The organism is Brevibacillus centrosporus, from assembly GCF_046622605.1.
Classification (GTDB): Bacteria; Bacillota; Bacilli; order Brevibacillales; family Brevibacillaceae; genus Brevibacillus; species Brevibacillus centrosporus.
The window spans coordinates 2,328,204-2,341,963 of the sequence record NZ_CP176856.1 but is presented as its reverse complement, the minus strand read 5'-3'; the positions used below and the strand labels follow the sequence as shown (position 1 = coordinate 2,341,963).

The 13,760-nt window shown below is 51.2% G+C and carries 11 protein-coding genes, 1 riboswitch and 1 other annotated feature; of the genes, 5 read left to right on the top strand and 6 right to left on the bottom strand.

Annotation, left to right across the window (positions count from 1 at the left end):
- The first annotated feature begins 51 nt into the window (after positions 1–51).
- Together ACLIN2_RS11990 and ACLIN2_RS11985 are read left to right on the top strand one after the other, a co-directional pair.
- Complete coding sequence (locus ACLIN2_RS11990; protein ID WP_411504142.1) at positions 52–621, top strand: mismatch-specific DNA-glycosylase; 570 nt, start codon at positions 52–54, stop codon at positions 619–621.
- A gap of 70 nt (positions 622–691) precedes the next feature.
- Complete coding sequence (locus tag ACLIN2_RS11985) at positions 692–1,678, top strand: phosphotransferase (RefSeq protein WP_411504141.1); 987 nt, start codon at positions 692–694, stop codon at positions 1,676–1,678.
- Between the two features lie 58 nt (positions 1,679–1,736).
- Here ACLIN2_RS11985 and ACLIN2_RS11980 read toward each other — a convergent pair whose 3' ends face one another.
- Complete coding sequence (locus ACLIN2_RS11980) at positions 1,737–3,605, bottom strand: bifunctional homocysteine S-methyltransferase/methylenetetrahydrofolate reductase (RefSeq protein ID WP_411504140.1); 1,869 nt, start codon at positions 3,603–3,605, stop codon at positions 1,737–1,739.
- A 29-nt stretch (positions 3,606–3,634) separates the two neighbouring features.
- Complete coding sequence (gene metH, locus ACLIN2_RS11975) at positions 3,635–7,081, bottom strand: methionine synthase (protein WP_411504139.1); 3,447 nt, start codon at positions 7,079–7,081, stop codon at positions 3,635–3,637.
- 187 nt (positions 7,082–7,268) lie between these two features.
- A riboswitch (SAM riboswitch) is annotated at positions 7,269–7,369 on the bottom strand.
- Positions 7,370–7,581: 212 nt separating this feature from the next.
- Here metH and ACLIN2_RS11970 point away from each other — a divergent pair.
- From ACLIN2_RS11970 to argS, 3 genes are all read left to right on the top strand, one after another.
- Positions 7,582–7,683, top strand: coding sequence for a YjcZ family sporulation protein (locus ACLIN2_RS11970; RefSeq protein WP_092268017.1), 102 nt, complete (start codon positions 7,582–7,584; stop codon positions 7,681–7,683).
- 156 nt (positions 7,684–7,839) lie between these two features.
- Entirely contained in the window at positions 7,840–8,334 is a 495-nt protein-coding gene (locus tag ACLIN2_RS11965; RefSeq protein WP_092268016.1) for a hypothetical protein, read from the top strand.
- A 43-nt stretch (positions 8,335–8,377) separates the two neighbouring features.
- Positions 8,378–8,615, top strand: a binding site (T-box leader).
- A 68-nt stretch (positions 8,616–8,683) separates the two neighbouring features.
- Positions 8,684–10,396 carry an arginine--tRNA ligase gene (gene argS, locus ACLIN2_RS11960; protein WP_411504138.1) on the top strand — a complete coding sequence of 571 codons (1,713 nt, stop codon included), beginning with the start codon at positions 8,684–8,686 and terminating at the stop codon, positions 10,394–10,396.
- Between the two features lie 656 nt (positions 10,397–11,052).
- On the opposite strand, the gene ACLIN2_RS11955 is transcribed toward argS, so the two are convergent.
- The 4 genes from ACLIN2_RS11955 to ACLIN2_RS11940 form a co-directional block, all read right to left on the bottom strand.
- Positions 11,053–11,376, bottom strand: a complete 324-nt coding sequence (locus tag ACLIN2_RS11955; protein WP_411504137.1) for a hypothetical protein — start codon at positions 11,374–11,376, stop codon at positions 11,053–11,055.
- 199 nt (positions 11,377–11,575) lie between these two features.
- Positions 11,576–11,869, bottom strand: coding sequence for a hypothetical protein (locus tag ACLIN2_RS11950; RefSeq protein ID WP_411504136.1), 294 nt, complete (start codon positions 11,867–11,869; stop codon positions 11,576–11,578).
- A 539-nt stretch (positions 11,870–12,408) separates the two neighbouring features.
- A complete protein-coding gene (locus tag ACLIN2_RS11945; RefSeq protein ID WP_411504135.1) occupies positions 12,409–12,813 on the bottom strand; it encodes a hypothetical protein in 405 nt (134 codons plus the stop codon).
- A gap of 52 nt (positions 12,814–12,865) precedes the next feature.
- The gene (locus ACLIN2_RS11940) at positions 12,866–13,708 is read right to left on the bottom strand and encodes a deoxyribonuclease IV (protein WP_411504134.1); all 843 of its coding nucleotides are present in this window, start codon (positions 13,706–13,708) and stop codon (positions 12,866–12,868) included.
- Between the last annotated feature and the right edge of the window lie 52 nt (positions 13,709–13,760).

The following is a 13,760-nucleotide window of genomic DNA, read 5'->3' as shown; positions in this document are numbered from 1 at the left end:
TTTCGCATAGCTCAGGTAGTATGCTACGATGAAGGGGACAGGAGGGATCGTGTGTTGGTTGACTTTACGGAAAAATGGCTGCCTACTTATATTCGGCGTGATCTGGCTGTTTTGTTTTGCGGGATCAACCCGGGACGCGTCTCGGCAACAGCCGGATACCATTATGCCAACCCCGCCAATCTGTTCTGGCGAGGCTTGTATGAGGGGGGATTGACTCCTGAACGATTTGCTCCCGAAGAGACCGCCCGTCTGCTCGACTTAAACTATGGCATTACTGACCTGGTCTCCCGTCCGACTCGCTCTTCTACCGATCTGCGCGAGGATGACTATGCGACCGGAGCGGAGCAGTTCGTGCAAATGATTCAGACCTATCGTCCCCGCGTTATTTGCTTTAACGGTATCACTGCGTTCCGCCACGCCACCGGACAGAAAAAAACGAAGATTGCGCTCGGACTCCAATCCAAGCTCGAATTCGGCACAGACGATTGGCCTGGCAGCTATGTGTTTGTCATTCCCTCGACAAGCGGTGCGAACGCCTCCTTTTCCCGGGAAGAACGGCTGGCCATGTTCAGTGAGCTGAGCCAGTTTCTGCGGGAAAAAGGATGGCATCCCCTCTCTTGAGTATCACATTTCCTCTGTTCGCAGTACGATAAAGGATAGTCGCTTACTCGCTTTTCGTAGGAGGGAAGAGATGGAAGCACTAATCCGACTTATTGAAGAGGAGTACGGCCTCGGTATTCTCAGCTACGAGATTTTGCGAAACTCCAATAAATCATTGGTGATTGTATTGCGGACACGCAAGGGCAAATTCCTAGGCAAAAGCCTGTTCACTACGGAAGAGCGGCAAAACTTCATCCTGGATGCAGAAGAGCATCTGCGAAAAAAAGGGATTCACATACCCAAATTGCAAAAAACGAAGTCCAATCAACGCTTTATTTATTGGAACGGGTATCCCTTTCTCATCCAGCATTGGGCATCCGGTCCCATGCTCGCTCTCAATCTTCCGGCACGCATCAGGCGAACCGGATCCACCCTCGGGCGAATTCACGCCGCATCTGTCGGCTTTTCCTCTGCTTACAGTCACCTGTACAACGCCACAAGCACATGGGACGAGGAATATCGAAATGATTTTACTGCCCTGCTGCGCTGGAATCAGCAATATGAGTCAAGCAAAGACCCGAAGCATCAGATCATTTTTTTGCATCTTCCGTTCTTTCTGATCGCCGGTAAGATCGCCATGGAGAGCCTGGAAAAATCATCGTACTATCAGAATTGGAGGGGGCTCCCTACCTCCCGACATTTCTTGTGTCACGGCGATTTCAACAACGGAAACTTGCTCTCGGAAAAGCAGAAAATTACCGTCATTGATTGGGAGGACGTTCGCTTTGATTTTCCTTCCAAAGATATCAGTCGTGTGCTCTCCTTATTAATGCGAAAGAACAAAAAGTGGAATCCCAAAGCCTTCCACTACCTTCTCGATGGGTATCTCCGCGAGAATCCACTGTCCCGGCGACAGCGGCATCTTCTGTATACCGACCTCGCCTATCCCCATATTACCGAACGGTTTTTACGCCAGCAGCATTACCTCGAGATGTCGGAGCGGGATATCGAAAAATTTCTGAAACAGGAAATCAGGAAAACGGCTTATATGCTCGAAGAAATGAAAGCCCTCGAGTAAAGAGCGGCAATTTGCCTGCTTCTTCACACAAGGGCATCAGTTCTGACGATTGTATAGACTAGTGGGTAGCTGTCTTCACGAGCGCACTTTGCTGTCGTACGTATTGCACCAGCTCAGCTGCCATGGAGGAGTAATGGAATGGCGTGATCAGGTAAATGCCTTTGAAATACTGAATGGCGGTATCGAGCAGCTCCTTCGCCATTTTGATCCCCTCTTGCCTTGCCGCTTCCCCTTGCTCCACCGCTCTCATCCGTTCCAGTGCTTCAGGAGAAAGCTTGATACCAGGCACTTCATTGTGCAGGAACTCCGCATTTCGCAGGCTGGTCAACGGCATGATCCCGATGAAGACTGGTATGCCGATATGCTTGGTGGCTTCATACACTTGCTTGATCGATTCTGCATCGTATACGGGCTGGGTCATGATATAGTCCGCTCCGGCCTCTACCTTCTTTTCTAGACGGGCAATCGCCGCATCCATCTGTCTTACGTTTGGATTAAAAGCCGCACCTACGATGAACTGCGCTTTTTGCTTCAAAGGACGACCTGCAAAAGAGACACCCTCGTTCAATTGCTTCACCATGCGGATCAAATCAAAAGAGGTCACATCAAACACAGAGGTAGCACCTGGCAAATCGCCGAAACGGGACGGGTCGCCGGTAATGACAAGGATTTGATCGATACCGAGGGCGTGCAAGCCCATCAGATGGGATTGCTGTCCGATCAAGTTGCGGTCGCGGCAGGCGATGTGCAGCAGCGGATCGATACCGTGTCTGCTTTTCATCAAAGCGCCCAGCGCCATGTTGCTCATCCGTACGGTAGCCAGCGAGTTGTCGGCCAAGGTAATGGCATCAGCCCCTGCGCGGTGAAGCTCGCAGCAGCCATCCAGGAAGGACTCCGCATCCAGATCGCGCGGCGGGTCGAATTCTACGATAACCGTCGTCTCTGTTTTGACTCGTTCCACGATGCTCGGCTTCGACTGATCGCGGATGCTCTGTACCGTCACCTGTGGACGATCACCAGGCACGATCGTCGGATTGATTCTCTCCTGTGGCTCAAGCGACTCCAGAGCATCTGCCATCGCTTTGACGTGCTCAGGAGTCGTTCCGCAGCATCCGCCGATCAAACGGATGCCCTGCTCTCGCAAACGCAAGGCACTCTGGCCGAAATAGTCAGGCGTCGACTTGTAGGCGTACTCCCCGTCTGTAAGACCGAGACGGCCCGCATTCGGGAAAGCAGACAAGAGTGCACCATGCGGAACCTGCGTATTTTCAAACGATCGCAAAATTTCCGCTGGACCGAGGCGGCAGTTGAGACCCACGATGTCCGCTCCTGCCTGCTTCAGCTGCCCAAACGCATCTGTCAGCGAGTATCCATCCCGCGTGCGTCCTACCTCGAGCGTAGCCAGCTGGGCGATCAGGGGAGCATCCGTCAGCGGACGAATGACCTCCAGCGCCATAAGCAGCTCCTCCAGGTCGAGAAACGTCTCCAAAATAATTCCGTCCACACTCGCGTGAAGCAGGGCAATGGCTTGCTCCTCATACTGGTCCCGGTATTCATCCAGCACTTTTTTACGCACGCGACCTGCCAGAATGGAGCCAATGCTCCCTGCGACATACGCATCGTCTCTTGCGGATTCCCGGGCAATTTTTACGGCTAAGCGATTGATCCTCGCCACGCGATGCTCCAGACCATAGCGGGACAAGGAATCCCGATTGGCTGAGTACGTATTGGTCTCCAAAAGTCTGGCTCCAGCCGCATAATACGAATCATGAACCTCTTGGACAAGCTTCGGATTCGACAGCGACAGCTCTTCGAAGCTCACTCCGAGCGGGACGCCCAGCCTGTGCAGCTGGGTCGCCATCGCTCCATCTCCTACCAGCAAGTGATCCTGCAAATACTCCCGTAAATCTTTCTTGCCTGTGGTCAACTCAATCACTTCTCTCCTTTTGATTCCGTTTATACTTCAAACACCGACGGTCCGGCGTTAAAATAGCGAGCCTCGGGGTGTGCGAATACCATCGCTGATACGGATGCTTCCGGCTCCATCATAAAGCCTTCGGTCAGTTGAACGCCGATATTTTCCGGCTGCAGCAAGCGGAACAGCTGCGCCTGATCCTCCAAATTCGGGCAAGCAGGATAGCCGAAAGATACGCGGATCCCTTGGTAGCGGGCCCCGAATCGCTCCAGCATGGTCATCTCTGCCGGGTCAGGAATCCCCCATACATCACGCATGATGTGGTGAATCCGCTCAGCGAACGCCTCTGCCAGCTCCAGAGCGAGGGCCTGCAGAACATGGGAGCGCAAATAGTCTCCGCGTTCCTTTAGCTCGGTAGAACGCTCGCGAATGCCTCCACCCGCTGTTACTGTCAGGAAGCCGACGTAATCCATTTCTCCACTCTCCACAGGTCGAAGGAAATCGGAGAGGCACAGATGCGGTTCTTCCGGCTGACGCGGGAACTCAAATCGCTCCAGCACCTTGCTGTGATCATTCGGATCGTAGACCAAAATCTCATTTCCCTGGGATTGCGCCGGGAAGAATTGGTACACCCCGTGTGCAGAAATCGAGCCTTGCTGCTTGGCGTCATTCAGCAAATCCTCCACCAGTCCGTACAGCTCCAGCGTTTTCTCATCTCCGGATTCAATCAGCTTATCTACGTTTCCACGTACCCCAAGATGTTTGCCGAGCAGCATCCGCAGGTTCAAGTATGGCTGCAAATGCGTGATTGGATATTGGCGCAAAATGTGGCGCTCGCAATCTGGGGGAACATGGACAGGGACGGTTTTACTCACGGCCGAGCGTGCGGGGAGAGCTGGTTTTTTCTCCTCGACGACAGGTTGCGCGGTGGCGACTGCTTCTAGCAGATTTTGCTGCTCCTCCACCAAGCGTTCACGCTCTTCCGGATTTTGCAGTCGGTTCACGAGGTCCAGACCATCCATCGCATCTTTTGCATAGAGCACGATCCCGCGGTATTCTGGCGCGATCCGGTTGGATGTGAACTTCCGAGTCAGCGCGGCGCCGCCTACCATCATCGGTACGTCAATTCCTGCATCGCGCAAATCCTGCGCCGTAATGACCATCTGCTGTGCGGATTTCACCAAGAGACCGGACAGACCGATCGCATCCGGCTTCTGTTCCCGGCAGGCAGCGATTAACTGCTCAGGTGGAACTTTGATCCCGAGGTTCACCACATCGTAGCCGTTATTCGCCAAAATGATTTCCACCAGGTTTTTGCCGATGTCATGTACATCGCCTTTTACCGTCGCCAGCAGGATCTTGCCCTTCGCTGCCGCATCGGATTTCTCCATATATGGTTCGAGATACGATACCGATGCCTTCATAACCTCGGCACTCTGCAGCACCTCTGCCACGATCAGCTGGTTGCCGTTGAAAAGCCGACCGACCTCTTCCATTCCCGACATCAACGGTCCGTTGATAATTTCCAGCGGTGCATATTTTTCCAAAGCCAGCTTCAAGTCTTCCGTCAGACCATCCTTGGAACCCTCGACAACATAGCGTGCCAAGCGTTCTTCCAGCGTCAGCTTGGATACCTCTACGCTCACTTCTTTCTTCTTTTGACGATAAAACTCAGTAAAGGCGGCCAACGTTTCGTCATTCGTTTCGAACAACAGCGCTTCGGCCAGCTTTCGCTCATTTTCCGGTATCGAAGCATAGCGCTCCAGCTTTTCCGTGTTGACGATCGCGTAGTCCAGACCTGCTACTGTCGTGTGGTACAGGAACACGGCATTCAGCACTTCCCGACCTGCTGCCGGCAAGCCAAAGGATACGTTGCTGACTCCCAGAATGGTTTTGCACTCCGGCATTGCTTGTTTGATCAAACGAATCCCTTCCACCGTTTCCTTGGCAGAACCGATGTACTGCTCATCGCCTGTTCCAACAGGGAATACCAATGGGTCAAAAATGATATCCTGGGGCTTTACTCCGTATTGATTTACCAATATATCGTAGGAACGCTTGGCAACCTCGAGCTTTTTCTCACGAGTTACAGCCATCCCGGCTTCTTCAATCGTCCCGACGACAACTGCTGCACCGTATTTGTGAATGAGCGGTGCGACTTCCTCAAAACGCTCCAGCCCATCCTCGAGGTTAATCGAGTTGAGAATGGCCTTCCCTTGGGAGTAACGAAGACCCAGCTCCATCACTTTTGCATCGGTGGAGTCGATCATCAGCGGCGCCTTCACCTTTTTCACGATGAATTGCAGGAATTTTTCCATATCCTCGTATTCATCCCGGTCCGGGTCAGCCAAGCAGATGTCGATTACGTGGGCTCCACGCTTTACCTGTGCTCTGGCAATGTCGGATGCTTCCTCGTACTGACCTGCCGCGATCAAGTCACGGAATTTTTTCGAGCCGATGACGTTGGTACGCTCTCCTACGAGCAACGGACGATTGTCATCTTCCACGTAAACCACTTCGATACCAGAGACGGCACTCACCGGCTCCTTCACTTGCCCACGCGGCTTGCAATCCTTTAGCGCCTCTGCCATTGCCCGGATATGCTCTGGCGTCGTACCGCAGCAGCCCCCCGCTACGTTCAGCCAACCTTGCTCGGCGAACGCGCGCATTTTGGCTGCTAAGCCTTGGGGAGTTTCGTGATAATGACCGTTTTCATCCGGAAGCCCAGCGTTCGGGTAACAGCTGACGCCGCATTCCGCCAAACCGGACAGCGTACGCAGATGGTCACGCATGAATTCTGGGCCTGTCGCGCAGTTCAAACCGACCGAAACCGGCTTCAAGTGCTCCAGGGAAAAATAGAAAGCTTCAATGTTTTGACCGGCGAGGGTGGTTCCCATCGGCTCGATCGTCCCGGAGAGCATGATCGGCAGCTCGGTTTGCAGTTCTTCAAACGCTTTGCGGATCCCGATGCCCCCCGCTTTCACGTTTAGCGTGTCTTGGGAGGTCTCTAATAGAAGCACATCGGCTCCCCCGAGAATCATCCCTTTAGCTTGGCGATAGTAGGACTCCACCAGCTCTTCAAAGGTGACGCCGCCTGTCAGAGACAGCGTTTTGGTTGTCGGCCCCATGGAACCTGCCACGTAGCGCGGCCATTCCGGAGTCGAATAGGCATCCACCGCTTCCTTCGCCAGCCGGGTTGCCGCTATATTGATTTCGAGGTCTTTATCGGCTACGTCGTACTCAGCCAATACCACAGAAGTTGCACCAAAGGTATTGGTCTCGACGATGTCTGCGCCTGCCTCCAAATACTTTTCATGGATGGAACGAATCACATCCGGTCTTGTCAAATTCAACAGCTCGTTACAGCCATCGTACTCCTCACCGCCAAAATCCTCGGCTGTCAGGTTTGCCTGTTGCAGCATGGTTCCCATTGCGCCATCTAAAATCAGAATTTTTCGGGAAAGCTGCTCGCGAAAAGTTGGTTTCATCAGCTTGCTCCTTTTCGGCCTCTTCTCAGCCGTTTCATACACTGCTCTGTTGTAGTTGCAAGTCTTCCTGTCTCACTTTGTTGTGCGTATACCGGATAAAACCTTATCCATGCTTATCTGCACAAAAAAATCCCCTTCTTAAGTAGAAGAGGATTTGTCCGCGAAATACAGAAGCGCCTGAGTCATCCTCTCATCTTTCAAAGCCGTAGCTTTGCTGGAATTGGCACCGGATTGCTACCGGTTGCCGAGGCTTCATCAGGCCAGTCCCTCTGCCTCTCTGGATAAGAGTCGTACATGGTTATGGAGTTGAAATGTCAAACTTCATGAATGTTTGCAAGTATCTTATCACCCCCCTGTCTCTTCGTCAATTGAGAATTTGTCTAATATTTACTCTTGTCTCAAAAGATTGCGCCCATTTTTGGTTGATCTAGACATCCGCCCACGCCAATCTGTGTGTTCGTGTATAGACTAGAGCATAACGGAAAGGAGGGGAAACAAACATGAGTACATCTTTCTGCGGCGGATTCTTTGGTGACAACTTCGCATTGGTGCTCGTACTGTTTATCCTGCTGGTAATTGTTGGGTGCTCCGAAGACTGCTAGTCATAGCGTATGAAAAGGGCCTAGATCCTCTAGGCTCTTTTTGCGTTTGCCTGGCTCGAAAAAACCTCCGTTCATTGTCACTCTAAAGCGCTTTTGCTATACTGAATACAAAAATGAATTGTATCGCGGCTTGGCAATACAAAGGAGCGAAACGCTGTGGACACACTAGATGCCCGTGAAAAAGACGAATTTTTATCGTCTCTCGAAAAAATCAAGGAACTGGAGCAAAGTGAATTCGAGACTTACTCCATCGTGAAAAACCGGGAGACGGGTGACCATTATCTGCATTACTTCCTTTCCCATCTCAATTTATCCGCGGGCGGACGTCGAGATGATTACGACTATTTTCTGCCCCTCGATTCGGATGAAGTACTCGGACTGATGTTTGGCGAGCAGCCTTACCATTTTCCCGATCATTGGCGCAATCCATACCTGCGCAGCGGAAACGACAATCGGCTGATCCCCTTCGATCCATCCGAGAACTACGATCTGGAAGAAGATGCTGCAGCAGAGCTGGCTATGCTGGCACAGCTCGAGCAATTCAAAGAGCAATGGATGAATGCAGAAAACATGAGTGCAGAGGAAAAGGAAAAGCTGACGAGAGAATACTTCGCACAGCTGGACAAGATTTTAAATAAACCGGAAGAGTGAGTTGCGCGAGTGCAGCCTCACCAGTTATAATGCTAGAGATATCGTTGAATCGTTGAAGAGGAAAGTACCTCATGCAAATGACGCTAGCGAGTCGGGGATGGTGGAAGCCCGATGCAGAGCATGAGAGGAAACGCACCTCGGAGATGCGTCCTGAACATTTGCGATTTGCAGATCGTGTAGGGAAACGCCGGGACTGCCCGATACAGCAGGTCAAGCGGTTTTTGCTTTCAAGCAAAAACAACAGGAGTGGCACCGCGGGAGCACAACCTCTCGTCTCTTTCTTATAGGAGACGTAGAGGTTTTTTTATTTGGAGCACCCACCCTCTTTCCAATCAGAAAGGAGATTCACATGAGCTACAAACACCAAGTGGCGGAAAAAATCGCCGACGCCCTCGCACAGCAAGGGGTAGAAAACTTTCCAAAAGAAACCGTATACGGCATGCTGGAGACACCACCAAACCCTGCCATGGGAGATATCGCGTTCCCTTGCTTTCAATTAGCAAAAGCATTGCGTAAAGCTCCTCCTATGATCGCAGCAGAGCTGGCAGAGAAAATCAGTGGAGATCCTTTGCGTGAATCAACAGCAGTCGGTCCCTACATCAACTTTTTCCTTGATCAAGCTGCTGTTGCCAAGCAAGTGATTGGCACCATCCTCGCTCAAGGAAGTGCCTATGGAGACAGCCATATCGGACAAGGACGCAAGGTCCCGATCGACCTCTCCTCCCCGAACATCGCGAAGCCATTCTCCATGGGCCACCTGCGTTCGACCGTCATCGGAAACGCGATCGCCAACATCATGGAAAAGCAAGGCTACCAGCCCGTTCGCATCAACCATTTGGGCGACTGGGGCACGCAGTTCGGCAAGCTCATCGTAGCGTACCGTCTGTGGGGAGACGAAGCAAAAGTGAAAGCGGAGCCGATCAAGGAGCTGCTGACGCTCTACGTTCGCTTCCACGATGAAGCCAAGGACAACCCTTCCCTGGAAGACCAAGGACGCGAATGGTTCAAAAAGCTCGAGGACGGCGATGAAGAAGCGCTGCACCTGTGGAAATGGTTCCGCGATGAATCCTTGAAGGAATTCATGAAGATCTACGACCTGATGAATGTCTCCTTCGACTCCACCAACGGAGAAGCTTTCTACAATGACAAGATGGATCGTGTCGTCACCTTGCTCGAGGAAAAAGGTCTCTTGACTGAATCCGACGGCGCGCTTGTCGTCAGCCTGGACGAGTACGACATGCCGCCTTCCCTGATCAAAAAATCCGATGGCGCAACCCTGTATGCGACACGCGACTTGGCTGCTGCCCTCTACCGCCACGAGAGCTACGATTTTGCAAAAGCCGTATACGTCGTAGGAAACGAGCAGCGCCTCCACTTCCAGCAGCTGTATAAGGTACTGGAAAAAATGGGCTATGCGTGGGCGCGCGACATGCATCACGTGCCATTCGGGATGATGCTCAAGGACGGTAAAAAAATGTCCACCCGGAAAGGGAAGGTTGTCTTGCTGGAGGAAGTGCTCTCCCAAGCAATCGCGGATGTGCAGAAAGTGATCGAGGAGAAAAACCCTTCTCTGGCAAACAAAGAAGAAGTCGCTCGTCAAGTGGGCGTCGGCGCGGTCATTTTCCACGACCTGAAAAACTACCGCTTGAACGACATCAACTTCTCTCTGGAAGAAATGCTGACCTTTGAAGGCGAGACCGGCCCGTATGTGCAATACACCCATGCGCGCGCCTGCTCCCTACTGCGCAGAGGCAACTTCCAGCCTGCATCTGCTCCATTGGCAGAGGGTGCGCTGGATAGCAAAGAGGCTTGGGCAGTCATTACACTGCTGAACGGATTCCCGGAAGTCATCGAACGCGCCGCTGACAACTTCGATCCTTCCCAAATCGGGAAATACGTGATTGACCTCGCTCAATCGTTCAATAAGTTCTATGCCAATGTCCGCATCTTGGCGGAGGAAGAAGACATCAAGGCTTCCCGCCTCCAGCTCGTTGCAGCAGTAGTAGCCGTACTCAAGGAAGGTTTGCGCCTGCTCGGTCTGGCTGCACCGGAAGAAATGTAAGTGCTAAATACTGGAAAATAGAAAAACCGCTGCTCCTCACTTGCTGAGAGCGGCGGTTTTTCACGTTACAGGAAACCATTTTTTCATACCTAACAACAATTCACAGGTTTCTGCGTCAAACAGATAACAACGAAATCGAGGTGAATCCCTGTGTGGATGAAGCTATCTGCTGTTGCGTTGAATATTCTCTTTGGGATCGCAGGCTTTTACGTTTTTATTTTTGTCCTCATGACGGGTGGTGCGCTTAGTGGTAGTCAGGCTCCTAGTCCCAGTCCTTTGGGTTATTTGGTCATCGTGCTTTACTTCCTCATTTGTTTCGGAACCAATTCTCTTTTCGCCCGTAAAGCCTCGAGTACCTGGAGATACTGTCTAGTGAGCGTTTCCGTATGGATCGTTTCTTTTGTCATAACGATTCTATTATAGGTGCTACATTTTTTCACCCATGGTTCTCGCTTTCCCTAGGTTCGCTCATCCAGCTCGCATGAAAAAGAGGCTACCGAATTTTTTCAGTAGCCTCTGTCTCAGGAAAAGAATCCTCTTTTCTTTCATACCATTCATTTATGTGAAACGCTGTGGCACGATCACGAAACCATTTGCCCGACGTGATTTCAGCAGTTTGATCAACGACTCCTGCATAGCAGCAGGACATGTTACCTCTAGAAGAACCTCCCTACTAAACCAAGCAGCCCCCAAATAATGGGTCCCCAGTACAAGACAAATCCATAGATGGCTCCTAGCACCCCAAAGATCGTTGCCCCCATCATGGCTCCATCCAAAACACTTTTCCCATCCACCCGATGGATAGAGTCGATAATATGGGTTTGAGACTCAAGATTTTCCAGAGGCAAAGCAACGATATTTTGCGAAGGTACTCCCAGCTTCTCCATATCGTGGATAACGATTTCCACAAATGGCGAATGCTCAAATGTGGCGATTACTTGTTCAACGGAATCGTTTTCTGCTTTGTGTAGGTGTGCCAACTTTTCAGCCCTCGCTCTGAGAAATCGGATTTGTTCAATATCGTATAGCGTATTGCTTTCATTTACCGAAGTATACGCCTGATAGATTGCAAAAGCATACATCGAAGGTAAAAAAAGAAACCACTGCCAATCCACCATTTCAGTCACGCTGCTAAAATCTCCGAGAAACGAATGAAGCCAGGCACGTATCGCCTCGGACTTATAGCAAACATAGGGCGGACCAAACCAATCCTACCCATGGATGCTTCTTCTCGAGAATCATCACGTCGAAAAAGCTAACAGCGGATGGGGTAATCGGTGCATCCTCGATTTCAGCCAAAGAATGGCTTTTATTGATTTCAACCGCGCAACGGTAACTGTCCCAGATGCTATACACAAATACTGCCACATAAAGAAGACCCCAGCTCTGGTTGATCTGAGCCTTTGCTTCGTCAAACCTGCCAAGAAACGATAAGGCAATGGCCATGTTGATATGAGCCTGGTTGTTGACCACCAGCTCCCAGATAAAGGCAGCAGACCACCAAGCTGCAATCCAAGGAGTACGGGGATAGATCGAGTTGATTCCAAATACGGATATTTGCCCTTTGGAATAACGAGGTTTACTATCAGCTGACTGAACCTTTGATATGGCATCGTTTTTTCTCCTGCAGCATGAGGTCTCCCTATAATGTAACCAGCAACTTCCATACCTATCCCGACCGCCACCTCGCTGAGCGGCCTGCTGCGAAGCTTCATCTCTTTATTGAATTTCCAGAATATTACAAACGGAATGAAGTATCGGAAAAAAAGGAGGCGTTCCTATGGCGACACTTGTTTATCACGTAGCTGTTTCACTTGACTACTTCATTGCTGTGAGGCGGCGTAGAGCTCGCAGGCGCTTTGCTGGAAAAGAAGCTTGATTCAGGAGTACTGAAAACGACGTACGATATTCACTATCGATAGCCTTCTCCCCCGCAATCTAGTGCCAGACAGATAAAAAAGGAGCGACCATAATGATCGCTCCTTTCCTCGTTAGCGTTTGAATGAAATGCTTTACGCATCCACATCCGCTTTTTGTTTCTTCCCAAACCACGTCTTGCTAACCTGCTCCACGACTTGCTTGGGCAGCGAAACCGGTGCCTTCGCTTCATTCCCAGTCTCATCTAACATGCGATAGAGCAGCGCTTTGTCATCTGCCGGATCGGACTTGGTTTGCAGCGTCAAATCTCCTATTTTTCCTGCATTTGTCCATTCCTCGATCATGAGCTGGTATTCCGTTGGAGCCAGTTCGAGATAGTTATCTTCCGAAAGGTCCACTACCGCATACCCGTCATGCTCGATTTCGGCGTCATATGTATTTCCATTGGCAGCTTCGTAAAGAGACAGCTCCTCAGGATCGTTCAGGTTTTGTTTGATCGGCTCAAAATCCGTGATCGTGACCTTAATCCGTTTCTTCATCAGTACTCCTCCTCTTGGACCGCATTCCAACTCACACTGTACCACATGTCGGTCATCCCTGCCACTGATCGATTAATGCTTGGACATGTTTGATCTCCTCGCGATGACTGTCCTCCCCTTGCTTCGGTGTTTCAAGCACGAGGGGCAAGTCATGCAATTCGGGTGTCCGCAAAAAAGCAGCAAAGGCAGCGTCCCCGATCTCGCCATGTCCGATATTCGCATGACGGTCGCGGAAGGAACCCGTTGGATATAGCGAATCGTTCAAATGTACAGCGCACAGGCTTGCAAAGAAGTCGAGCTCCCGCATTCTTTCTGCCACTTCTCCCCAGTCATTTCCTTTCCACATACCACTTGCAAATGCATGGCAAGTGTCCAGACAAAACCCCACTTTCTCCGGTTCTTCTACCAACAGTCTTACTTGCGTCAGCTCTTCCAGAGTCGTTCCCATCCGATTTCCTTGGCCAGCATTGTTCTCTACCAGGAGTCGCGCTTGCCCCTGCCAGCCAGTCAGGATCCGGTTGATCATCGTAATCATTCGTTTGTAGCCTTCCAATATATCGCTGCCTTTATAGTGGCCGAAGTGAACGACGACACCCATCGCACCGCAGGCCTCAGCGATCTGCAAATCATTTTGCACCGAAGAGATCGTGACCTCAAACAGGTCTGGATCCTCGGCACATAGATTGACCGTGTACGGGGTGTGTGCGATCGAGGATATCCCTTTCTGCCTGCAAAAGCTGCGGCAAGCCTCGGCATCTCGTTCATCGTACGCCTTTACACCTAAGCTTCGCGGGTTTTTCGGAAAGAATTGAAACGCCTTCGCTCCCAGTTTATTCGCTGTGATGGCAGCACCTTCATAACCGTTTCGTATGCTCACATGACTTCCAATCTTCATCCGCTCACCCTCGCTTTCTCTTCTCCATTTTCCCCAGTCCTGTCAAGCGCTA